This is a genomic window from Xylophilus sp. ASV27, from assembly GCF_016428875.1.
Taxonomy (GTDB): Bacteria; Pseudomonadota; Gammaproteobacteria; order Burkholderiales; family Burkholderiaceae_C; genus Xylophilus.
In genome coordinates this window covers 1-21,473 of sequence record NZ_JAELTO010000059.1, presented here as the reverse complement: position 1 = coordinate 21,473, position 21,473 = coordinate 1, and the positions used below count along the sequence as shown (strand labels likewise).

Annotated in this window: 19 protein-coding genes and 1 pseudogene; 10 read left to right on the top strand and 10 right to left on the bottom strand. The window is 70.4% G+C overall.

The window, feature by feature from the left end:
* Nucleotides 1-49 precede the first annotated feature (49 nt).
* Both JHD63_RS13465 and JHD63_RS13460 read right to left on the bottom strand, forming a co-directional pair.
* Nucleotides 50-1,108: an NAD(P)H-dependent flavin oxidoreductase gene (locus tag JHD63_RS13465; RefSeq protein WP_198971269.1), complete on the bottom strand. Its 1,059-nt coding sequence runs from the start codon at nt 1,106-1,108 to the stop codon at nt 50-52.
* Nucleotides 1,105-1,962: a LysR substrate-binding domain-containing protein gene (locus JHD63_RS13460; protein ID WP_198971268.1), complete on the bottom strand. Its 858-nt coding sequence runs from the start codon at nt 1,960-1,962 to the stop codon at nt 1,105-1,107. Before JHD63_RS13460 ends, JHD63_RS13465 begins: the two co-directional genes overlap by 4 nt.
* Before the next feature lie 82 nt (nt 1,963-2,044).
* On the opposite strand from JHD63_RS13460, the gene JHD63_RS13455 reads away from it, so the two are divergent.
* Nucleotides 2,045-3,292 carry a YbfB/YjiJ family MFS transporter gene (locus tag JHD63_RS13455; protein ID WP_198971266.1) on the top strand — a complete coding sequence of 416 codons (1,248 nt, stop codon included), beginning with the start codon at nt 2,045-2,047 and terminating at the stop codon, nt 3,290-3,292.
* On the opposite strand, the gene JHD63_RS13450 is transcribed toward JHD63_RS13455, so the two are convergent.
* The 4 genes from JHD63_RS13450 to JHD63_RS13435 form a co-directional block, all read right to left on the bottom strand.
* Nucleotides 3,293-4,525: a sensor histidine kinase gene (locus tag JHD63_RS13450; protein WP_198971265.1), complete on the bottom strand. Its 1,233-nt coding sequence runs from the start codon at nt 4,523-4,525 to the stop codon at nt 3,293-3,295. It abuts the gene before it with no gap.
* A gap of 2 nt (nt 4,526-4,527) precedes the next feature.
* Nucleotides 4,528-5,244 carry a response regulator transcription factor gene (locus JHD63_RS13445; RefSeq protein ID WP_198971263.1) on the bottom strand — a complete coding sequence of 239 codons (717 nt, stop codon included), beginning with the start codon at nt 5,242-5,244 and terminating at the stop codon, nt 4,528-4,530.
* Nucleotides 5,245-5,350: 106 nt separating this feature from the next.
* Nucleotides 5,351-6,733 carry an AmpG family muropeptide MFS transporter gene (locus JHD63_RS13440; protein WP_198971259.1) on the bottom strand — a complete coding sequence of 461 codons (1,383 nt, stop codon included), beginning with the start codon at nt 6,731-6,733 and terminating at the stop codon, nt 5,351-5,353.
* Between the two features lie 22 nt (nt 6,734-6,755).
* A complete protein-coding gene (locus JHD63_RS13435) occupies nt 6,756-7,394 on the bottom strand; it encodes an MBL fold metallo-hydrolase (protein ID WP_198971257.1) in 639 nt (212 codons plus the stop codon).
* Between the two features lie 240 nt (nt 7,395-7,634).
* Here JHD63_RS13435 and JHD63_RS13430 point away from each other — a divergent pair.
* Nucleotides 7,635-8,363, top strand: a pseudogene (locus JHD63_RS13430) (Bug family tripartite tricarboxylate transporter substrate binding protein); the annotation flags it as partial.
* A 179-nt stretch (nt 8,364-8,542) separates the two neighbouring features.
* Here the strand turns inward: JHD63_RS13430 and JHD63_RS13425 are convergent.
* Entirely contained in the window at nt 8,543-9,346 is an 804-nt protein-coding gene (locus JHD63_RS13425) for an exodeoxyribonuclease III (RefSeq protein WP_198971255.1), read from the bottom strand.
* Between the two features lie 10 nt (nt 9,347-9,356).
* On the opposite strand from JHD63_RS13425, the gene pyrE reads away from it, so the two are divergent.
* Together pyrE and JHD63_RS13415 are read left to right on the top strand one after the other, a co-directional pair.
* Nucleotides 9,357-10,061, top strand: coding sequence for an orotate phosphoribosyltransferase (gene pyrE, locus JHD63_RS13420; protein ID WP_198971253.1), 705 nt, complete (start codon nt 9,357-9,359; stop codon nt 10,059-10,061).
* Nucleotides 10,062-10,073: 12 nt separating this feature from the next.
* Entirely contained in the window at nt 10,074-10,742 is a 669-nt protein-coding gene (locus JHD63_RS13415; RefSeq protein WP_198971251.1) for a DUF4124 domain-containing protein, read from the top strand.
* A gap of 9 nt (nt 10,743-10,751) precedes the next feature.
* On the opposite strand, the gene gatB is transcribed toward JHD63_RS13415, so the two are convergent.
* The 3 genes from gatB to gatC form a co-directional block, all read right to left on the bottom strand.
* A complete protein-coding gene (gene gatB, locus JHD63_RS13410) occupies nt 10,752-12,242 on the bottom strand; it encodes an Asp-tRNA(Asn)/Glu-tRNA(Gln) amidotransferase subunit GatB (protein ID WP_198971249.1) in 1,491 nt (496 codons plus the stop codon).
* A 174-nt stretch (nt 12,243-12,416) separates the two neighbouring features.
* Nucleotides 12,417-13,913 carry an Asp-tRNA(Asn)/Glu-tRNA(Gln) amidotransferase subunit GatA gene (gene gatA, locus JHD63_RS13405; RefSeq protein WP_198971247.1) on the bottom strand — a complete coding sequence of 499 codons (1,497 nt, stop codon included), beginning with the start codon at nt 13,911-13,913 and terminating at the stop codon, nt 12,417-12,419.
* Between the two features lie 11 nt (nt 13,914-13,924).
* Nucleotides 13,925-14,224: an Asp-tRNA(Asn)/Glu-tRNA(Gln) amidotransferase subunit GatC gene (gene gatC, locus JHD63_RS13400; protein ID WP_198971245.1), complete on the bottom strand. Its 300-nt coding sequence runs from the start codon at nt 14,222-14,224 to the stop codon at nt 13,925-13,927.
* Between the two features lie 246 nt (nt 14,225-14,470).
* On the opposite strand from gatC, the gene JHD63_RS13395 reads away from it, so the two are divergent.
* The 6 genes from JHD63_RS13395 (at nt 14,471) to JHD63_RS13370 (ending at nt 21,454) form a co-directional block, all read left to right on the top strand.
* Nucleotides 14,471-15,514: a rod shape-determining protein gene (locus tag JHD63_RS13395; protein ID WP_198971243.1), complete on the top strand. Its 1,044-nt coding sequence runs from the start codon at nt 14,471-14,473 to the stop codon at nt 15,512-15,514.
* Nucleotides 15,515-15,625: 111 nt separating this feature from the next.
* Nucleotides 15,626-16,636 carry a rod shape-determining protein MreC gene (mreC, locus tag JHD63_RS13390; protein ID WP_198971241.1) on the top strand — a complete coding sequence of 337 codons (1,011 nt, stop codon included), beginning with the start codon at nt 15,626-15,628 and terminating at the stop codon, nt 16,634-16,636.
* Nucleotides 16,633-17,154, top strand: coding sequence for a rod shape-determining protein MreD (gene mreD / locus JHD63_RS13385; protein ID WP_198971239.1), 522 nt, complete (start codon nt 16,633-16,635; stop codon nt 17,152-17,154). The genes mreC and mreD overlap by 4 nt, the downstream gene beginning before the upstream one ends.
* Nucleotides 17,155-17,412: 258 nt before the next feature.
* Complete coding sequence (gene mrdA / locus JHD63_RS13380) at nt 17,413-19,353, top strand: penicillin-binding protein 2 (RefSeq protein ID WP_198971237.1); 1,941 nt, start codon at nt 17,413-17,415, stop codon at nt 19,351-19,353.
* A 472-nt stretch (nt 19,354-19,825) separates the two neighbouring features.
* A complete protein-coding gene (locus JHD63_RS13375) occupies nt 19,826-21,115 on the top strand; it encodes an ammonium transporter (protein WP_233168104.1) in 1,290 nt (429 codons plus the stop codon).
* A gap of 39 nt (nt 21,116-21,154) precedes the next feature.
* Nucleotides 21,155-21,454: a hypothetical protein gene (locus JHD63_RS13370; protein WP_198971234.1), complete on the top strand. Its 300-nt coding sequence runs from the start codon at nt 21,155-21,157 to the stop codon at nt 21,452-21,454.
* Nucleotides 21,455-21,473 lie beyond the last annotated feature (19 nt).

The window sequence follows — 21,473 nt, the reverse complement described above, 5'->3', positions numbered from 1 at the left end:
AGGTATTTCCTGGGCTATATGCTATAAAAATAGGAGCAAATGGCCGGTTTCAGCACAGACGGGCCCGCGCCGCGCGCCACTCGTCTTCGAGCAGCTCCACCAGCGCCGCCGCCGCCATCGGCCGCGCCCGGCCCACGCCCTGGCCGGCCCAGAGCGACAGGTAGTCCGCATCGCCGGCGGCCGCCGCGGCGCGGCGCAGGGCGCCGGTCAGCGCGTTCTGCACCGGGTAGTCCGGCACGGCGTCTTCGGCGGCCGCCAGCTGCTCCATCATGGCGTTGACGATGCCGCGCGCCGGCCGGCCCGAGAAGACGCGGGTGGTGCGGGTGTCGGTGCCGGTGGCCGTGTGCAGGGCCTGCCGGTAGGCCGCGCCGATGCCGGACTCATCGCAGGCCAGGAAGGCCGTGCCCATCTGCACCGCCTGCGCGCCCAATGCCTGCGCCGCCGCGATGCCGCGTCCGTCCATGAGGGCGCCGGCCGCGATCACCGGGATGCGCAGCGCATCCACACAGGCCGGCACCAGCGCCAGGGTGCTGACCATGGAAGAGGCGAAGTCCCCCAGGAAGGTGCCGCGGTGGCCGCCGGCCTCCGCGCCCGAGGCACAGAGGGCGTCCGCGCCCACGGCCTCCCAGGCCAGCGCCTCGGCCACCGTGGTGGCGGTGCCGATCACGTAGCAGCCGGCTGCGTGCAGCCGCTCGACCGCCGCTGCGTCCAGGATGCCGAAGGTGAAGCTCGCCACCGCCGGGCGCAGCGCCAGCAGGGCCTCGAACTGCGCGCCGAAGTCCTCGCACCACCGCGCGGGCACGCCGGGCTCCAGGCCGAAGCGCCGGTACAGCGGCGCCAGCCGTTCCAGCGCCGCGCTCACGGCGGCCGGGTCGGGCGTGGGCGTGTCCTGCACGAACAGGTTCAGTCCGAAGGGCCGGCCGGTGCGGTGCCGGACTTCGGCCACGGCCTCGGCCATGGCCTCGGGCGAGCGCATGCCGCAGGCCAGCATGCCCAAGGCGCCGGCGGCCGAAACCGCTGCGGCCAGCGCCGGCGTGTCGGCGCCCGCCATGGGGCCCTGGACGATGGGCAGGCGCAGGTGCAGGGCGGAAAGAAGGGTCGTGCTCATGAGGAGGCCAGCAGTTCGCGCAGCGCGTCGAGCGCAGCGGAGCGGTAGCCGCGCCGCTGCACCAGCACGATGTCGCAGCTCTGCAGCGGTACCAGGCGCAAGGGCGGCGGCTCGCGCATCAGCTCCAGCAGCGAGCGCGGCACCACGCCGGCGCAGCGGCCGGCCGCCACGCAGGCCAGTATGGCGTGGTAGGAGGCCAGCTCCAGGATGCGCGGCGGAGCCCCCGCGCGCGTCATCCAGGTTTCGCCGATGCGCCGGTAGGTGCAGCCCGTGGCGAAGGCGGCCAGGGTGTCGACCTGCAGGTCGTCCGGCCCCGCGACGTCCGGGTGCCCGGCCGGCAGCGCCAGCAGCAGCGCTTCGCGGAAGAACGGGGTCACCTCCAGGTCCGACGCGTCCTCGCCCAGGCCGGGCGGCGGCCAGGCCAGCAGCGCGCAATCGAGCGCATGCGAGCGTATGCGCTCGACCAGCTGGCGCGACGGCGCGGTGGACAGCTCCAGCACCACCTCGGGCCAGCGGCCGTGCAGGCGCGCCAGCGGTCCCGGCAGCCGGCTGGCGGCGGTGCTCTCCATGGCGCCCAGGCGCAGGCGGCCGCCGGGCTGGTCCGGGCGCACCGCCTGGCGCGCCTCCTCCGCCAGGGCCAGCAGGCGGCCGGCGTAGTCCAGCAGCGACTGGCCGGCCGGCGTCAGCGCCATGCGCCGGCCCTCGCGCAGGAACAGCGTGGCGCCCAGTTCTTCTTCCAACTGCTGCAGGCGCGTGCTCACGTTGGACTGGGCGCGCTGCAGCCGCTCGGCGGCGCGGGTCACGTTGCCCTCGGCGGCCACGGTGCTGAAGATTTCCAGGGCGGCAAAATCCACGGTATCTTTATTGAAGATAGATTTTGAAAATAGAATCCTGAAACCAGATGATAAGCCGCTCCCTGCCGGGGCGGCAAGCGCCATGTCCACTCTTGCCCCGCCCATGCTCCCCGCCCTGCGCGACCGCCCCTATGCCGTGGCCCTGGCCGGCATGGCCGCGCTGGCGACCGCCATGGGCATTGGTCGCTTCGCCTTCACGCCGCTGCTGCCGATGATGCTGCACGACGGCGTGGTGACCCTGGCCGGCGGCAGCTGGCTGGCCACGGCCAACTACATCGGCTACCTGGCGGGGGCGCTGCTGTGCATGCCGCTGCCCTGGCTGGCCCGGCGCTGGCGCGCCGTGCCCGGGGCCGCCGCGCTGGCGCGGCTGGGGCTGGCGGCCACGGTGCTGCTCACGCTGTGCATGGCGCTGCCGCTGCCCGCGGCCTGGCCGGCGCTGCGCCTGGCCGCCGGCGTGGCGAGCGCGCTGGTGTTCGTGAACATCTCCGGCTGGTGCATGGTGCGGCTGGTGGCGCTGGGCCGGCCGGCCATGGGCGGGCTGATCTTCTGCGGGCCCGGCCTGGGCATTGTGCTGAGCGGGCTGCTGGCCAGCGCCATGGTGGCGGCGCACTGGCGCGCGGCGGGCGGCTGGGTGGTGATGGGCCTGCTGGCGGCCGGGCTGTGCGCGGCGGTGTGGCCGGTGCTGCAGGGCGCGGCCGCCCCGGCCACGGGCGCGGCGCACCCGGGTGCGGCGGCGACGGCCACCGCGCATCCGCGCAGCGAGCGCGGGCTGCTCGCCCTGGCGTATGGACTGGCCGGGCTGGGCTACATCGTCACCGCCACCTTCCTGCCGGTGATCGCGCGGGCCGCGCTGCCGGCCGGCTCGGTCTGGCCGGACCTGTTCTGGCCGCTGTTCGGGGCCGGCGTGGCGCTGGGGGCGCTGCTGTCGACCCGCACGCCGCCCGGGTGGGACCGGCGGCTGCTGCTGGTGGCCGCCTATGCGCTGCAGGCCTGCGCCATCGGCCTGAGTCTGCTGTGGCCGAACCGCGCCGGCTTTGCGCTCGGCAGCCTGCTGCTCGGGCTGCCCTTCACCGCGCTGACCTTCTATGCGCTGCAGGAGGCGCGCCGCATCTGGCCCGCGGCGGGCGACAGCGTCGCCGGCCTGCTGACCGCCTGCTACGGCGTCGGGCAGATCGCCGGGCCGCCGATGGTGGCGCTGCTGCTGCGGCACAGCGCCACGCCGGGCCAGGGTTTTGCCTGGGCGCTGTCGGCGGCGGCGGGCGCGCTGGTGCTGGGGGCGGCGCTGTACGGGTTCATGTACCGGCAGTGGCCTGGGGCGGGCAAGGGCTGATCAGGCGCCTTCGGCCGCGGCGGGCAACTCCAGGATGAAGCAGGCGCCGCTCCGGCCGTCGGGCCGCCCCTCGCAGCGCACGCTGCCGCCGTGGCGCTGCGCGATCGAGCGCACCAGCGCCAGGCCCAGCCCGACGCCGCCTTCGCGCTCGCTGGCGCCGGGCAGGCGGTAGAAGGGCTCGAAGATGCGCTCGCGCAGGGCCTCGGGCACGCCCGGGCCGTGGTCGCAGACGCGGACCACGGCATGCCCGCCCTCCTGCCGCACGACGACGGTGACGTCGCCCTGCGCATAGCGGCGCGCGTTCTCCAGCAGGTTGCGCACCGCGCGGCGCAGCAGCTTGGCCACGCCCATGACCTCCACGCTGCTGCCGTCCTCGGCCAGTTCCAGCTCGGCGCCGGTGCGCGCGCATTCCTCCGCGGCCAGGCCGGTCAGGTCGAGCAGTTCGCGGGTGCCGATGTCGGCCTCCTGGGCGTCCAGGCGGCTGGCCAGCAGGATCTCGTCGATCAGCTGGTCGAGCTCGCCGATGTTGCGCGAGATCTCGTCCTTGAACGCGGCCGAGGGCGTGCTGCCCATGAGTTCGATGCCCATGCGGATGCGCGTGAGCGGCGAGCGCAGCTCGTGCGAGGCATTGGCCAGCAGCGACTTGTGCGACTGCACCAGCGTCTCGATGCGTTCGGCGGAATGGTTGAAGCGCCGCGCCAGGAAGGCGACCTCGTCGCTGCCCTGCACCGGCACGCGCGCGCTCAGGTCGCCGCGGCCCCACTGCTCCACGCCCTGCTGCAGGCGCTCGAGCCGGCGCGTGAGCTTGCGGATGATCGGGTAGGTGGCCAGCGCCACGGCCACCGCGACCAGCCCCAGCGTCCAGAAGAAGCCGAACGGCGGCCGGCTCCAGAAGCCCGGCGGCGGCCGCTGCAGGTGCATGGTCAGCAGCCGGCCGTCGCTCATGGTGACGACGAACTCCGGCCCCGAGCGCGGCGGCGGCGGCGGGTGCAGGTTGGGCGGGAACGGGTGCTGGCCGGGCTCGGCGTCTTCGCCCGGCGGCGGGCGGCGCCGCAGGATGCCGTTGCCCACCACGCTGCCGTCCACGCTGCGCACGATCAGCGCGCGCGGCGGCGGGTCGGCCGCCATCTGCCAGGCCCAGCCGACGAGGAAGGTGAGCACCGCCACGGCCAGCACCACGGCGAGCCAGATGCGCACGTAGAGGCGCTGCCCCAGCCGGGCGATGGTGCGCATCGCTAGTCCTGCTGCTTGGCGAACACGTAGCCCACGCCGCGCACGGTGAGGATGCGCTTGGGGTTCTTCGCGTCGGCCTCGATGGCCGCGCGGATGCGGCCCATGTGCACGTCGATCGAGCGGTCGAAGGCCTCCAGCTCGCGGCCGCGCACCGCCTCCATGATCTGGTCGCGCGTGAGCACGCGGCCGGCGCGCTCGGCCAGCGCGATCAGCAGGTCGAACTGGTAGGAGGTCAGGTCGGCCGGCTGCCCGGCGATGGTGACGGTGCGCGCGTCGCGGTCGATCTCCAGCGTGCCGAAGCGCATGCAGCGGGCCGAGGGCGCGGCGCCTTCGGTGCGGCGGCGCAGGATGGCGCGGATGCGCGCCAGCAGTTCGCGCGGCTCGAAGGGCTTGGGCAGGTAGTCGTCCGCGCCCAGTTCCAGGCCGATGATGCGGTCCATCGGATCGCCCTTGGCGGTGAGCATGAGCACCGGCACCTGCGCCGCGGAGCCCGGCAGCGCGCGGATGCGGCGGCACACCTCCAGCCCGTCGATGTCGGGCAGCATCAGGTCCAGGATCACCAGGTCGGGCGCGGCGCCGCCGCCCTCGCCCTGCAGGCGCTCCAGGCCGCCCAGGCCGTCGCCCGCGTGCGCGACGCTGAAGCCCGACTGCGTCAGGTACTCGCCCACCATCTGCGCCAGGCGGGCGTCGTCTTCGATCATGAGAAGCTGCGTGGTCATGGTTCCATCCTTGCGCCGATGCTCGCGCTTTGCGTTGTAGGCGCCGTAAAGTTGGGTAAACAGCGTTTGCGGGCGCTATGAAAAAAGTAGCTGTATGCCCAGGTGGTCAGCCGGCTTCAGGCCTTTTTGGCAAGAATCCGGGGCGCGAGGCAATGGCCACCAGCAGCAGCACCGGCAGCCCCAGCAGCGCGGTCATGATGAAGAAGGCGCTGTAGCCGTAGGCGTCCACGTAGGCGCCCGAGAAGCCCGCCAGCCACTTGGGCAGCAGCAGCATCAGCGAGCTGAACAGCGCGTACTGCGTGGCCGAGTATTGGATGTTGGTCAGGCTCGACAGATAGGCGATGAACGCGGCCGAGGCCATGCCGTTGGCCAGATTGTCGGCCGCCACCACCGCGATCAGCCCGGCCAGGTCGTGCCCGCGCGTGCTCAGCCAGGCAAACAGCAGGTTGGTCAGCGCCGACAGCAGCGCGCCCAGCATCAGCACCCGCATCACGCCCACGCGCATCGCCAGCGCGCCGCCGACGAAGGCGCCGGCCAGCGTCATCGCCACGCCGTAGATCTTCGACACCGCCGCCACCTCGTCTTTGCTGAAGCCCATGTCCACGTAGAACGGGTTGGCCATGATGCCCATCACCACGTCGCTGATGCGGTAGACGGCGATCAGCGCCAGGATCAGCACCGCCTGCCAGCGGTAGCGGCGGATGAAGTCGGCAAAGGGCTCGACCAGCGCGCCGCGCAGCCACTCGGCCGCATTGCGCGGACGGGGCAGGGCGCGCGGCGCGGGCTCGGGCGAGCACAGCACGGTGACGATGCCCACCGCCATCGACGCGGCCATCGCGAAGTAGGCCGCGCTCCAGGCGCCGGACTGATAGCCGGAGAGGCCCGCGACCTCGGCCCGCGCCGCGATCCAGAGCGCGCCCGCGCCGGCCCAGATCATCGCCAGGCGGTAGCCGGTCTGGTAGGTGGCGGCCAGCGCCGCCTGCTGGTCGGCCCCGGCCGACTCGATGCGGAAGGCGTCCAGCGCCACGTCCTGCGTGGCCGAGCCGAAGGCCACCGCCAGCGCGCACCAGACCACCGGCAGCAGCGCCGCGCGCGGGTCGTGCAGCGCCATGCCCACCAGCCCGGCGACCACCATGCACTGCGCCAGCAGCAGCCAGCTGCGGCGCCGCCCGAGCGCGCGCGTGAGCAGCGGGATCGGCAGCCGGTCCACCAGCGGCGCCCAGACCCATTTGAAGGCGTAGGCCAGCCCGACCCAGCTCAGGTAGCCGATGGTGGTGCGGTCGATGCCGGCCTCGCGCAGCCAGAAACTGAGCGTGCCCAGCACCAGCAGCAGCGGCAGCCCGGCCGAGAAGCCCAGCGCCAGCATGCGCAGGCTGGCCGGCTCGCGGTAGACGCGCAGCGCCTGGCGCCAGGAGCGGCGGGCGGCGGGAGCGGGGGCGGGGGCGGGGGCGGCGGAAGAGGGCGCGGCGGAGGTCGTGCGGTCGGACATGGGCATCCGCATTATTGGCGGCTCAGGTCCCGCGCACGAAAGGGTTGCTGCGCCGTTCCTGGCCAAAGCTGCTCTCCGGGCCGTGGCCTGGCACGAACACGGTCTGCTCGCCCATCGGCCAGAGCCGGCCAACGATGCTGTCGATCAGCGCCTGCGGGTCGCCGCGCGGGAAGTCGGTGCGCCCGACCGAGCCGGCGAACAGCACGTCGCCGACGAAGGCGCGGTTCATCTCCGCGTTGTGGAACACCACGTGCCCCGGCGTGTGGCCCGGGCAGTGGCGCACGGCGAATCGGTGCTCGCCCAGCGCCACCGTGTCGCCGTCGTGCAGCCAGCGCTCGGGCACGAAGGCGCCGGCCGGCGGAAAGCCGAAGGCCGCGGCCTGCATGGCCAGACCATCGATCAGGAACTGGTCGTCCGGGTGCGGGCCGATCACCGGCAGGCCGGCGCGCGCCACCAGCTCGGCCACGCCGCCGGCGTGGTCGATGTGGGCATGGGTGAGCCAGATCTGGCGCAGCGCCACGCCTAGGCGCGCGGCCTCGGCCAGCAGCCGGTCGACCTCGCCGCCGGGGTCGATCAGCACGCCCTCCATGCTGGCGTCGTCCCACAGGAGCGAGCAGTTCTGCCGGAAGGCGGTCACGGGGATGGTGCGGTAGTGGAGCATGGGCGGGATTCTGCCCTGCGCGGCATTGTTTCAAGAAAAAAGAGCGTGAAGCCCATATTTTTCCTGGGTTTCGTGCTACTTAATTAATAGCATTTCCAGTGTGCGCCGCGCGTCGTCGCTCGGCTTCGCGGTGTTCAAGCGGAAAAGGGCGCGCAGGCGGAGCGCTCGGGCCAGAATACGCGGCCATCCTTACCGAACCACGTCCTCCATGCCCCTACCGACCTGCTCCCTTCCTTGCGCCCTGCCGCGCCGGACGGCTACACCATAGGCTTCGGCGCCATCTCCACCAACGCGCTGAACCCGCACATCTACAAGAACGTGCCGTTCGATCCGCGCAAGGACTTCACGGCGGTCAGCCTGCTGGGCAATTCCACCATCGTGCTCGAGGTGGGCGCCCAACTGCAGGTGAAGGACGTGGCCGGACTGATCGCCTACCCGCGCAAGAACCCGGGCACCACTTACGCCACGGCAGGAGGCAGCCCCTCGATGAACCTGGCCGGCGTGCTGTTCGCGCAGATGAGCCAGACCGAGCTGACCCACGTCGCCTACAAGGGCAGCGCCCCGGCCATCACCGACCTGATCGGCGGCCACGTGCCCGTCATGTTCGACAACCTGCCGGCCTCGCTGCCGCACATCCAGAGCGGCGAGCTGCGCGCGCTGGCCGTGGCCGGCTCGCAGCGTTCGCCCTCGCTGCCGGACGTGCCCACCATCGCGGAGTCCGGCCTGGCCGGCTACTCGGTCGAGCCCTGGTTCGGTGTCTGCGGCCCGGCCGGCGTGCCCGCGCCCATCGTGCAGAAGCTCGACCAGGCCTTCGTCGAGGCCCTGGCCCTGCCCGAGGTCAAGGACAAGCTGCAGGCCGCCGGCTTCACGCCGCGCGGCTCCAGCCCGAAGGAGCTGGACACGCTCACCCGCGCCGAATACGAGCGCCTGGGCAAGGTCGCCCGTGCCGCCAACATGAGCTCGGAATGAGCGGACGCGCCATGGCCGACGCTACGCACGACGCGGCCCTGCGCAACTGGAAGGTGTCCGCCAACGCCGTGGATACCGGTTCCCCGACCCGGCCCCGCCTCTGGTGAGCGTCGGAGTCGGCCCGCGCAAAGCGCGAGTGCTGCCTGCACGGGTCGCGCCGGAGTGCACCCGCGCCGCCGCTACAGCGTGAAGTCGTACTCCACCGTCACCGGCGCGTGGTCGGAGAACTTCACGTCCTTGTAGATGTGCTCGCGGCGCGCCAGCCGGGCCATGGCTGGTGTGGCCAGGTGGTAGTCCAGGCGCCAGCCCACGTTCTTGGCATAGGCCTGGCCGCGGTTGCTCCACCAGGTGTAGGCGGTCTCGGTCGCATCGGGCTGGAGCTGACGGTAAACGTCCACCAGGCCGCCGCTTTCGTCCGTCAGGTGCAACACTTTTGTCATCCAGGCGCGTTCCTCGGGCAGGAAGCCGCTGTTCTTCTGGTTGCTCTTCCAGTTCTTCAGGTCGATCTGCTGGTGCGCGATGTTGATGTCGCCGCACAGGATGAGCTCGCGCTCGGCCTTCAGCCGCATGAGGTGCGGGTGGAAGTCCGCCAGGAAGCGGAACTTGGCCGCCTGCCGCTCCTCGCCCGAGGAGCCGCTGGGAAAGTAGCAGCTTATGATCGAGAGCTTGCGCTGCGGCGTGTCGAAGCGCGCCTCCAGGTAGCGGCCTTCGGCGTCGAATTCCTCCGAGCCGTAGCCGGCCTGGACCTCGCTCGGTTCGTGCCGGGCGTAGATGCCCACGCCCGAGTAGCCCTTCTTCTGCGCGAAGTGGAAATGGCCCCGCAGTCCGGCGAGCTGCTCGAAGCGGCCCTGCACGTCGGCCGCCTGCGCCTTGATCTCCTGCACGCAAATACAATCCGGCTGCCATGCCGCGATCCAGGCTTCCACGCCCTTGTTGGCGGCGGAACGGATCCCGTTGAGGTTCAGGCTGGTCAATTTGAACAAGGATTTCCCCATGCTGGTTGAAGGCGTCCGGGCGGATCGGGTTGCGGCGTCGGACGACCCGCTGGCCCAGGATTTCGTGAAGTTTTGCGTCGAGGCCGGCGTGCTGCGCTTTGGCGAATTCAAGACCAAGGCGGGCCGCATGAGCCCGTATTTCTTCAACGCGGGCCTGTTCGACGACGGCGCCAAGCTCGGCCGGCTGGCGGAATTCTATGCACTGGCGCTGATCGGCAGCGGCATCGGGTTCGACATGATCTTCGGTCCGGCCTACAAGGGGATTCCGCTGGCCGCGGCCGTGGCGGTGGAGCTGGCCCGGCGCGGCCGCAACGTGCCCTTCGCCTACAACCGCAAGGAGGCCAAGGACCACGGCGAAGGCGGCACCCTGGTCGGTGCGCCGCTGGCCGGCCGGGTGCTGATCGTGGACGACGTGATGTCCGCCGGCACCGCCGCGCGCGAGTCGATCGCCATCATCCAGGCCGCCGGCGCCACCCCGCACGGCATCGCCCTGGCGCTCGACCGGCAGGAAAAAGCCACCGAGAACGGACAGGACGTGCAGCACAGCGCCGTGCAGTACATGCGCGACCGGCTGGGCCTGCAGGTCTGCACCATCGCCAGGCTGGCAGATTTATTGCTGTATCTGGACGTAACGGGCGGAGAATCGGCCGCCCACCATGCCCGTGTGCTGGCCTACCGGCAGCGCTACGGGGTCAACGACTAGAGAGGATCGCTTGTGGATGTCGGCACCCGCGGATGCAGAACCGTCGTCCTCGCCTGCATTCTGGCCGCGCTTGCCGCGGCACTGCCGGCCCAGCCCGTGGCGCCGGTTGCCAGCATCTACACCTGCGTCGATGCCCAGGGCCGGCGGCTGAGCTCGGACCGCCCGATCCGCGAGTGCCTGGACCGCGAGCAGCGCGAACTCGGGCCCAGTGGCGTGGTGCGCCGTACCGTGCTGCCGCCGCCGACGGCGGCCGAGCTGGCGGCCAAGGCCGAGCGCGAGCGCCAGGACGCCGAGGCATTGGCCCGCCAGCAGGAGAAAGAGCGCAGCGAGCGCGTGCTGCTGCTGCGCTACCCGCAGCAGTCCGCGCATGATGCCGAACGCGCCGCTGCGCTGCACCGGGTGGACGAGAGCGCCGCGCTGGTGCGCCTGCGCATGGCCCAGCTCGACCAGCAGCAGCTCGACATCAAGGCCGCGATGGCGCGTTTCGACAACGAGCGCTCGCGCATGCCGCCGGCTCTGCTGCGCGAGCAGCAGGACATCGAGCAGGCCCAGCGCGTGCAGCAGAGCGCCATCGCCGAGCTGGAGCAGGAAAAGCGCCGCATCCAGCAGCGCTTCGACAACGAACTGCTGCGTCTGCGCCCGCTGTGGTCCCAGTCGGCGGAGGCCGGCGCAGCGCGCTGATTTCGGGCGCTACTGCTGCAGCTTCTTGCGCAGCAGCTCGTTGACCTGCGCCGGGTTGGCCTTGCCCTTGCTGGCCTTCATGGCCTGGCCGACCAGGGCGTTGAAGGCCTTGTCCTTGCCGGCGCGGAATTCCTCGACGTTTTTCGGATTGGCCGCGATCACCTCGTCCAGGATCGCTTCGAGCGCGCCGCTGTCGTTGACCTGGCGCAGGCCCTTGGCCTCGATCACCGCGTCCACGTCCGAGCCTTCGCCATTCCAGAGCGCCTCGAACACCTGGCGCGCGGCATTGTTGGACACCGTGCCGTCGCCGATGCGGCCGATCAGCGCGCCCAGTTGGGCTGCGGTGACCGGTGCCTGCGCAATGTCGATGCCGCCCGCATTCAATCGGCGCGACAGCTCGCCCATGATCCAGTTGCTGGCCAGCTTGGAGGCGGCGCCCGCCTGCACCGCGGCCTCGAAGTAGGCGGCCGTGGCCTTGCTCTGCGTGAGCTGCGCGGCGTCGTACCCGGGCAGGGCGTGCTGCGCCACGAAGCGCGCGGCCATGGCGCGCGGCAGTTCAGGCATGGCGCTGCGCACCCGCTCCACCCATTCCGGCGCGATCATCAGCGGCGGCAGGTCCGGGTCGGGGAAGTAGCGGTAGTCGGCCGCGTCCTCCTTGGTGCGCATGGCGCGCGTCTCGCCGGTGTCGGGGTCGAACAGCACGGTGGCCTGCTCGATGGCGTGGCCGTCCTCGATCTGCTCGATCTGCCAGCGAATCTCGTAGTCGATCGCCTGCTGCATGAACTTGAAGCTGTTCAGGTTCTTGATCTCGCGCCGCGTGCCCAGGGGCTGGCCGGGCTTGCGCACCGAGACGTTGGCGTCGCAGCGGAACGAGCCCTCCTGCATGTTGCCGTCGCAGATGCCGATCCAGGTGACGATCTTGTGCAGCTCGCGCGCATAGGCCACGGCCTCGGCGGAGGAGCGGATGTCCGGCTCGGTCACGATCTCCAGCAGCGGCGTGCCGGCGCGGTTGAGGTCGATGCCGCTCTGGCCGATGAAGTCTTCGTGCAGCGACTTGCCCGCGTCCTCTTCGAGGTGGGCGCGCACCAGGCGAACGGTCTTCTGCTCTTGGCCGAGGAAGAACGAAACCGAGCCGCCCTGCACCACCGGAATCTCGAACTGGCTGATCTGGTAGCCCTTGGGCAGATCCGGGTAGAAGTAGTTCTTGCGCGCGAACACGCTGCGCGGCGCGATGTGCGAACCCAGCGCCAGCCCGAGCTGGATGGCGCGCTCGACCGCGCCCCTGTTCATCACCGGCAGCGTGCCGGGCAGCGCCAGGTCCACCGGCGCGGCCTGGGTGTTGGGCGCGGCGCCGAAGGCGGTGGGCGCGCGGCTGAAGATCTTGGAGACGGTGGAGAGCTGGGCGTGCGTCTCGAAGCCGATCACGACTTCGTAGCCCTGCACCAGCGGCCCGGTGGGGCGGCCTTCCTGTTGTGCTTCGAATGTGTTGATTTCGCTCATCTCAGATTCCCGCCGCACTGGCTGCGTTGTCAGCCGACGTCATGAAAACGGTCGGTGTTTCATTCAAGGCAAATACCGCGGAGCCGGCTTTGCCGGGCCGCTGGTATTGCCCCCCGGCAGGGGGGTGGGCGAAGCGACACGAAGTGCGCGCAGCCTGGGGGGCGAGCCTGTCCATCAAATGCCCTCCGGTGCGCGGAGGTGGAAGTCGGTGGCCTGCTGCAGTTGGTGGGCCGCGTTCAGCAGCCTGCCTTCGCTGAAGTAGTTGCCGATCAGCTGCAGGCCCACCGGCATGCCGCCTTCGCCGAAGCCGGCCGGCACGCTCATGCCGGGCAGCCCGGCGAGCGAGGCGGGCAGGGTGAAGATGTCGGCCAGGTAGTCGGCCAGCGGGTCGTTGCCGTGCTCGCCGATCTTCCACGCCACCGTGGGCGCCACCGGGCCGGCGATCAGGTCGCACTGCTTGAATGCGCTCTGGAAGTCGTCGGCGATCATGCGGCGGATCTTCTGCGCCTGCAGGTAGTAGGCGTCGTAGTAGCCATGGCTCAGCACGTAGGTGCCGATCATGATGCGGCGCTTGACCTCATCGCCGAAGCCTTCGGCGCGGGTCTTCTTGTACATGTCGAGCAGGTCGGCGTACTTGTCCGCGCGATGGCCGAACTTGACGCCGTCGAAGCGGCTCAGGTTGGACGAGGCCTCGGCCGGCGCGATGATGTAGTAGACCGGAATCGACAGCTCGGTGCGCGGCAGCGAGATCGGCACCAGCTTCGCGCCGAGCTTCTCGAACTCCTTGAGCGCGCCCTCGACGGCGGCGCGCACGTCGGCCGACAGGCCTTCACCGAAGAACTCGGCCGGGATGCCGATGCGCAGGCCGTCCAGCCTGTCGCGCAGGCCGCGCGTGAAGTCTTCCGCCGGCAGGTCGAGCGAGGTCGAATCCCGGTCCGGGTCCGGGCCGCAGATGGCCGACAGCAGCAGCGCGCAGTCCTCCGCCGTACGGGCCATCGGACCGGCCTGGTCGAGGCTGGAGGCAAACGCCACCATGCCGTAGCGCGAGGCGCGGCCGTAGGTCGGCTTGATGCCGGTAATGCCGCAGAAGGCCGCGGGCTGTCGGATCGAGCCGCCGGTGTCGGTGCCGGTGGCCGCCGGCGCCAGGCGCGCCGCCACCGCCGCGGCGCTGCCGCCGGAAGAGCCGCCCGGAACCCGCGTCGTGTCCCAGGGATTGCGCACCGGCAGCACGGCGCTGCCGCCGGCGGCGGGCACCGCCACGTTCTCGTTGGCCGAGCCCATGGCGAATTCGTCGCAGCTCAGCTTTCCGAGCGTAACCACGCCCTGGCCTTGGAGGTTCCTCACGACTGTGCTATCGAAAGGAGAGCAATAGCCGGCCAGCATGCGCGAGCCCGCGGTGGTCGGGAAGTCGCGCGTGACGAAGATGTCCTTGTGCGCGATTGGCACGCCTTCGAGGCGGCCGCCGGTGCCGGCGGCGATGCGCGCATCGGCGGCGCGCGCCTGGACCAGCGTCGCCTCGGCATCGAGCGCCACATAGGCGCCGAGCGCGGCATGGGCCTGGGCCCGGTCCAGGAAGTGCCGGGCGGCTTCCACGGCGGAGACCTCGCGGGCGGCGAGGCGGGCGGCCAACTGGGCGACGGTGTATTCGTGCAGGGCAAGATTCTGGGTCATGGCGGGGCTGCTCACTCGATCACGCGCGGAACCAGGTACAGGCCGTTCTCGACCGCCGGGGCGCTCTTCTGGCTTTCTTCCCGCGACGGAAAGCTGCCGATCGCGTCCTCGCGCAGCCGCAGCACCACGTCCTGCACGGCGGCCACCGGATGGGCCAGCGGCTCGATGCCGGCGGTGTCCACCGCGCGCATCTTCTCGACCACGTCGAAGAAATCATTGAGTTGCGAGAGCATGCGCTCGCTTTCGTCGGGGCGAAGCTCCAGCCGGGCCAGATTGGCGATCCGGCCGATGTCCTGGGATGTGAGGGCCATGGCGGGCGGGCGTCTGCGCGACGCCGGAAAAATGGGGAGTAAAGGCACTGAAACCGCTGGCGCCAAGGGGTTTGGCGCATGGGGGATGGAGTATTATCCCGCCTTCGCCGCGAGAGGCCGTTCAGGCCCGTTTGGCCGGCGATCCTGCCGTCAACAGCGCGTAAAACCCCTTTTTCGAACCCGTTTCGACCCCCAGAACCAGGCGACGGCACGCCGGAGCGCCTGCCGTGCCCGAGAGGACATGTGATGTTTGGAGCCTTCCGTCGATACTTCTCCACCGACCTCGCCATCGACCTTGGCACCGCCAACACCCTGATCTTCGCCCGCGACAAGGGCATCGTGCTCGACGAACCCTCGGTCGTCGCCATCCGCCACGAAGGCGGCCCGCACGGCAAGAAGGTGATCCAGGCCGTGGGCCGCGAGGCCAAGGCCATGCTGGGCAAGGTGCCCGGCAACATCGAGGCGATCCGCCCGATGAAGGACGGCGTGATCGCCGACTTCGTCATCACCGAGCAGATGATCAAGCAGTTCATCAAGATGGTGCACCCGCGCACGCTGTTCACGCCCAGCCCACGCATCATCATCTGCGTGCCCTGCGGCTCCACCCAGGTCGAGCGTCGCGCCATCAAGGACGCGGCCGAGGCCGCCGGCGCCACCGCCGTCTACCTGATCGAGGAGCCCATGGCCGCCGGCATCGGCGCCGGCCTGCCGGTGAGCGAGGCCAGCGGCTCGATGGTGGTGGACATCGGCGGCGGTACCACCGAGGTCGGCGTGATCTCGCTCGGCGGCATGGTCTACAAGGGCAGCGTGCGCGTGGGCGGCGACAAGTTCGACGAAGCCATCATCAACTACATCCGCCGCAACTACGGCATGCTGATCGGCGAGCCGACCGCCGAGGCCATCAAGAAGAACATCGGCTCGGCCTTCCCCGGCTCCGAGGTCAAGGAGATGGAGGTCAAGGGGCGCAACCTCAGCGAGGGCGTGCCGCGCAGCTTCACCATCAGCAGCAACGAAGTGCTGGAAGCCCTGACCGACCCGCTCAACAACATCGTCTCGGCCGTCAAGAACGCGCTGGAGCAGACCCCGCCCGAGCTGGGCGCCGACATTGCCGACCGCGGCATGATGCTCACCGGCGGCGGTGCCCTGCTGCGCGACCTCGACCGCCTGCTGGCCGAGGAAACCGGCCTGCCGGTGCTGGTGGCCGAGGAGCCGCTGACCTGCGTGGTGCGCGGCTGCGGCATGGCGCTGGAGCGCATGGACCGCCTGGGCAGCATCTTCACCAGCGAATAAGCCCGCATCGTCCTGCGAGGACTGCCCCGCACGAAGCCGGCTGGCCTATCATGCAGCCGGCTTTTTTGACCCTGACGCCGTCCCCGCCCGACCCTTCCCGCCCGACTCCCCATGCCCCTGGGAACCCTGGACCGCACCGCGCCCCCTTTCTTCAAGCAGGGGCCGTCCGCGCTGTCCACGCTGATCTTCCTCAGCGCGCTGGCGCTGTTCCTGATGGTGGCCGATGCGCGCCTGGGGCTCACGCCGCCGCTGCGCTCGGCCATCTCGGTCGTGCTGTTCCCGCTGGAGCAACTGGCGCTGCAACCGGTGCAGTGGGCGCGCAATGCCGATACCTATTTCAGGACCCTGCGCGCTGCCCAGGAGCTCGAAGACGCCGCCCGCCGGCAGATGCTGCAGCAGTCGCAGCGCGCCAACCAGGTCGAGGAACTGATGCTGGAAAACCGCCGCCTGCGCGACCTGCTGGGGCTGCGCAGCCGGCTCACGGCGCCTGAGCAGGCGGCCGAGGTGCTGTATGACGCGCCCGACCCGTATACCCGCCGCGTCATCATCGACCGCGGCATGCTGCAGGGCGTGGCGCCAGGCTCGCCCGTGATCGATGAGTTCGGCGTGCTGGGCCAGATCACGCGGGTCCATCCCTTCCTGTCCGAGGCGACGCTGCTGGTCGAGCGCGACTACGCCATTCCCGTGCTCAATACGCGAACCGGCGCGCGCAGCGTGGCCTACGGCAACCCGTTCACCGGGCCGGGCGGCGGGTTGGAACTGCGCTTCATGCCCGGCAACGCCGACGTGCAGGAGGGCGACCTGCTCACCACCAGCGGCGTCGACGGCGTATATCCTGCCGGCCTGCCCGTGGCGCGGGTGGACCGTGTGGAGCGCCGCTCGGACTCCGCCTTCGCCCGCATCCACTGCGAGCCGCTGGCCCGCATGCAGGGGGCGCGTCACGTGATGGTGCTGCAGCCCCTGTCCGCGCAGTTGCCGCCGCAGCCCGCCGGCGCATCCGAAGGGGACGCGTCGGCTCAACAGCGGCGCAAGTCGGGTCCGACACCTGCGGCGGCACCTGTAGCCACGCCGCGGCGCCCGGCACCCGCGACGCCCGCCGCCCCGGCCGGGAGGCCGCCATGATCATGCGCAAAGGCCAGCAGCAGTTGCTGCTGCCGGCCAATCCCCTGTTCATCTGGGCCACCCTGGGAGCGGCGCTGCTGCTGGACCTGCTGCCGATAGGCCGCGCCATCTGGGCGCCCGATCCGCTGCTGCTGCTGCTGGTGTTCTGGAGCGTGCACCAGCCCTCCCGCGTGGGCATGGGCGCGGCCTTCGTGCTGGGCCTTTGCATGGACGTGCACCAGGCCTCGTTGCTCGGGCAGCATGCGCTGTGCTACACGGTGCTGGTGTACCTGGGCCTTCGCCTGCAGCGCCGCCTGCTGTGGCTCGGCGTGCCGGCGCAGACCGTGCTGCTGCTGCCGGTGTTCTTCAGTGCGCAGGTGATCGAACTGCTGGTGCGCATGATTTCCGGCGGGGTGTTTCCCGGCTGGGGCTTCGTCCTCGCGCCGGTGCTGGAGGCGCTGCTGTGGCCATTGGCCAGCATGGTCTTGCTGGCGCCGCAGCGCCGCGCCCCCGATCCCGACGAAAATCGACCGCTGTGAAATGAAGCACCCCCAGGCTACGCGCCTCGCGTCTTCGCCTTCCCCCTGCGAGGGGGCTGAGCCCGTACACGAAAGGTCCGGTGGACCTTTCGTGACTGGCGAAGGGCCGGGCCGCTGGCCCGGCGCGGTCTGCAATATCTCTCCTGCGGCCCGGCAAAGCCGGTTCCGCGGATGTTCTGGCTTGGCCTGCTCCGCGGCCGTTTGTGCCTTTGGGGTTCATGCGCTGCGGGTGGTGCGTGAGCGCCATGGGTGACCGCCATGACTGAACTGCGCAATGTCGAAGCCGAACTGGCTCGCTTCCGGCGCCGGCTGCTGGTGATCGCCCTGGTGGTGCTGGGGGCGTTCGGGCTGATTGCGGGGCGGCTGGTCTACCTGCAGGTCGTGCGCTACGACGAACTGGCGGCGCAGGCGGAGAGCAACCGCACCGCCGTCGTGCCCATCGTGCCCAACCGCGGCCTGATCCTGGACCGCAACGGCCTGGTGCTGGCCACCAACTATTCGGCCTATACGCTGGAGATCACGCCCTCGCGCAGCGGTCCGGTGGACGAGGTCATCGACGAACTGTCCGCGCTGGTCGAGATCACGCCGCGCGACCGCCGCCGCTTCAAGAAGCTGATGGAGGAGTCGCGCAGCTTCGAGTCGCTGCCCGTGCGCACCCGCCTGACCGACGAGGAGGTGGCGCGCTTCGCGGTGCAGCGCTACCGCTTTCCGGGCGTGGAGATCAAGGCGCGGCTGTTCCGCAGCTATCCCTTCGGCGAGGTGGCCAGCCACGTGATCGGCTACATCGGCCGCATCAACCAGCGGGAGAAGGAGCGCATCGAGGACTCCGACGACGCCCCCAACTACCGCGGCACCGACGTCATCGGCAAGCTCGGCGTGGAGCAGAGCTTCGAGCGCGAGCTGCACGGCGGCACCGGCGTCGAGCAGATGGAGACCTCGGCCGGCGGCCGCGCCGTGCGCACGCTGGCCACCCATCCGGCCACGCCCGGCAAGACGGTGGTGCTGTCCATCGACGTCAAGCTGCAGAAGATGGTGGAGGACCTGTTCGGCGACCGGCGCGGCGCCCTGGTGGCGATCGACCCGCGCAGCGGCGAGGTGCTGGCCTTCGTCAGCAAGCCGACCTTCGATCCCAACCTGTTCGTCGACGGCATCGACCAGGAGAACTGGGCCGCGCTCAACGAATCCATCGACAAGCCGCTGCTCAACCGGGCCCTGCGCGGCACCTATCCGCCGGGCTCCACCTACAAACCCTTCATGGCGCTGGGCGCGCTGCAGACGGGCAAGCGCGGGCCCAACGTGATGGTCAACGATCCCGGCTACTACGTGTTCGCGGGCCATCGCTTCGGCAGCCCCGAGGGCTATCTGGGCAACCTCGACATGCAGCGGGCGATCCAGCTCTCTTCCAACGTCTACTTCTACACCCTGGCCAACGAGATGGGCGTGGACCTGATCCACGACTTCATGAAGCCGCTGGGCTTTGGACAGATCACCGGCATCGACATCAACGGCGAGGTGCGCGGCGTGCTGCCCAGCACCGAGTGGAAGCGCAATGCCTACAAGCGCCCGGAGCAGCGCAGATGGTACGCAGGCGAGACCATCTCGCTCGGTATCGGCCAGGGCTACAACAGCTTCACCATGCTGCAACTGGCGCAGGCGGCGTCGATCCTCGCCGACGGCGGCATCAAGCACCGGCCGCACCTGGTGCTGGCCACCAAGGACCCGCTGAGCGGCGAACAGTCGCTGGTGCCGCAGCCGCCCGCGGAAGATCTGGGTTTCAAGCCGGCCAATGTGGCGGTGGTGCGTGGCGGCCTGGTCAGCGTGGTCACCGGTGGCACCGCGCGCGGCGTGTTCGCCGGCGCGCCCTACCTCGCCGCCGGCAAGACCGGCACCGCGCAGGCGGTGACGCAGGCACAGAACACCAAGTACAACGCACGCGCGCTGGAAGAGCACCAGCGCGACCATGCGCTGTTCATGGCGTTCGCCCCGGCCGATGCGCCCAGGATCGCACTGGCCGTCATCGTGGAGAACGCGGGCTGGGGTGCGGGCGCCGCAGCGCCCATCGCGCGCCGCGTATTCGACTATTGGCTGGCCGGCCAGTACCCGAGCGAGGAAGACATGGCCGCGGTGCGCATCGGCAAGGCCAGCGCCCCGATAGGCAGGCCGCGCCGGGTAGAGGATGTGGAGCTGGTGGCTCCCTGATTCGCGCACACCCCCGAATGCAAGAGGCCGCGGAGCAGGCCAAGCTCGGGCATCCGTGAAACCGGCTTCGCCGGGCTGCAGGATGTGCCGCCTTGAGGGTGAGGCCTAGACACGAAGTGCGAAGCCTGGGAGGCAAACCAGCCGGGCAAAAAAAAGCGCCGACCGGCGGCGCTTGGGAGAGTGGATCTGCACCTCGTATGGGCGCTTGGGATCGGTATTCTGATTCTGGTTGGCTGCTGTGTCTCCTCGGCCCCCGCCCAGACCGGCTGTTGGGGGCCCGTCTGCGAGTACCCATGAATGTAGGCCTTTGCACTGTTTCAGAGCATAGGGTTTTACCCGCGCCTCTTACCTTCTGAAACAGTTGGCACGACTCGTGCTGCAGCCGCAATATGCAACGAAAAGAGGCCGTGTAATGTGCAACATCGCTGTGCGAAGCGCACGGATGCGGGCTTTTGCAGGTTCCCTGCTGGGTATGTGCGAGGCCACGGCGGCCTGGGCGGCGGATGCGCCCCCCGCCGTGGTGCGCCCCTCCCTGGTGCCGATAGACGGCTTGGCACCCGCCGACACCGCGTGGATGATGACGGCCACCGCATTGGTGCTGCTGATGACCCTGCCCGGCATCGCGCTGTTCTACGCCGGCATGGTGCGCCGCAAGAACGTGCTCAACACCATGGCCTGCGTGATCGGCGTGGCCGCGCTGACCACGCTGCTGTGGTTTGCCGTTGGTTATTCCTGGGCCTTCACCCCGGGCAGCGCCTGGATCGGAGGCAGCGATCGGCTCTGGTTCTCGGGGCTGGAGGTGCTCCCCGGCGCCGGCCAGGTGGCCGTGAGCCACATTGCGCCGCATGTGCCCGAGGCGGTCTATGCGATGTTCCAGCTCACCTTCGCGATCATCACGCCGGCGCTGGTGGTGGGCGCCTTCGTCGAGCGCATGCGCTTCTCGGCGGTGCTGTGGTTTGCCGGGCTGTGGTCGATCCTGGTCTATGTGCCGCTGGCGCACTGGGTATGGGAGCCCGGCGGCTGGCTGGCCCAGTTGGGGGCGCTGGATTTTGCCGGCGGCACGGTCGTGCACATCAACGCCGGCGCGGCCGGCCTGGTCTGCGCATGGATGCTGGGGCCGCGCATCGGCTATGGGCGCGAGGCGTTCGAGCCCTTCAACCTGGGCCTGACCATGACCGGCACCGGGCTGCTGTGGGTCGGCTGGTTCGGCTTCAATGCGGGCTCGGCGCTGGCCGCCGACAGCCGGGCCGGGCTCGCGCTGGCGGTGACGCACATCGCGGCCTCTGCGGGCGCCATCGCCTGGATGGTCGGCGAATGGATCATGCGCCGCCGGCCGTCGCTGCTGGGCCTGTGCTCTGGCGCGGTGGCCGGGCTGGTGGCGATCACGCCGGCCTCGGGCTTCGTCACGCCGCGCGCGGCACTGGTGATCGGCCTGGTGGCGGGGCTGGCCTGCTACTGGGGTGCCACCGGGCTCAAGCGGCTGCTGCACGCGGACGACTCGCTCGACGTGTTCGGCGTGCACGGCATGGGCGGCATCGTCGGCTGCCTGCTGACGGGGGTGTTTGCCAACCCCGGCATCGGCGGCAGTGCGGGCAGCGTCACGGTGCAGGCGATCAGCGCAGCCGTGGCGCTGGCCTACAGCGCCGTGGGTACGGCAGTGGTGCTGACCATCGTGCGCATCCTCGTGGGGCTGCGGGTGGGCGAAGGCGCTGAACAGCAGGGCCTGGACGTGGCGCAGCACCGGGAGCGCATTCCTTCCTGAACGGAAGAGGTTTCGACGACGACCACGGAAGGACGTTCCATGCTCGACAGCGAAAAACTGGCCATTGCCGCCCATCTGCATGTGCTGCTGCGGCGCATCACGGGCCGCGTGACCGACACCGAATGGATGGCGGGCAACAAGGAGTACGCGGCGGCGATCGTGCGTTTCGCCCGGGAGAAGGCCGACGAGGAAGACCGCCCGGAGCTTGCGGAGTGGGCCTACAAGCTGGAGCGGGCCATGGGCCTGCTGCCGCCGGCCGCACCGCCTGCTGCGCCGGCGCCTGCGGCTCCCCCCGCGCCCGACGGGCCGGACCCACGCTACGTCGGGCGACTGCGCTGAGTCTGGAACACCCCCAGGC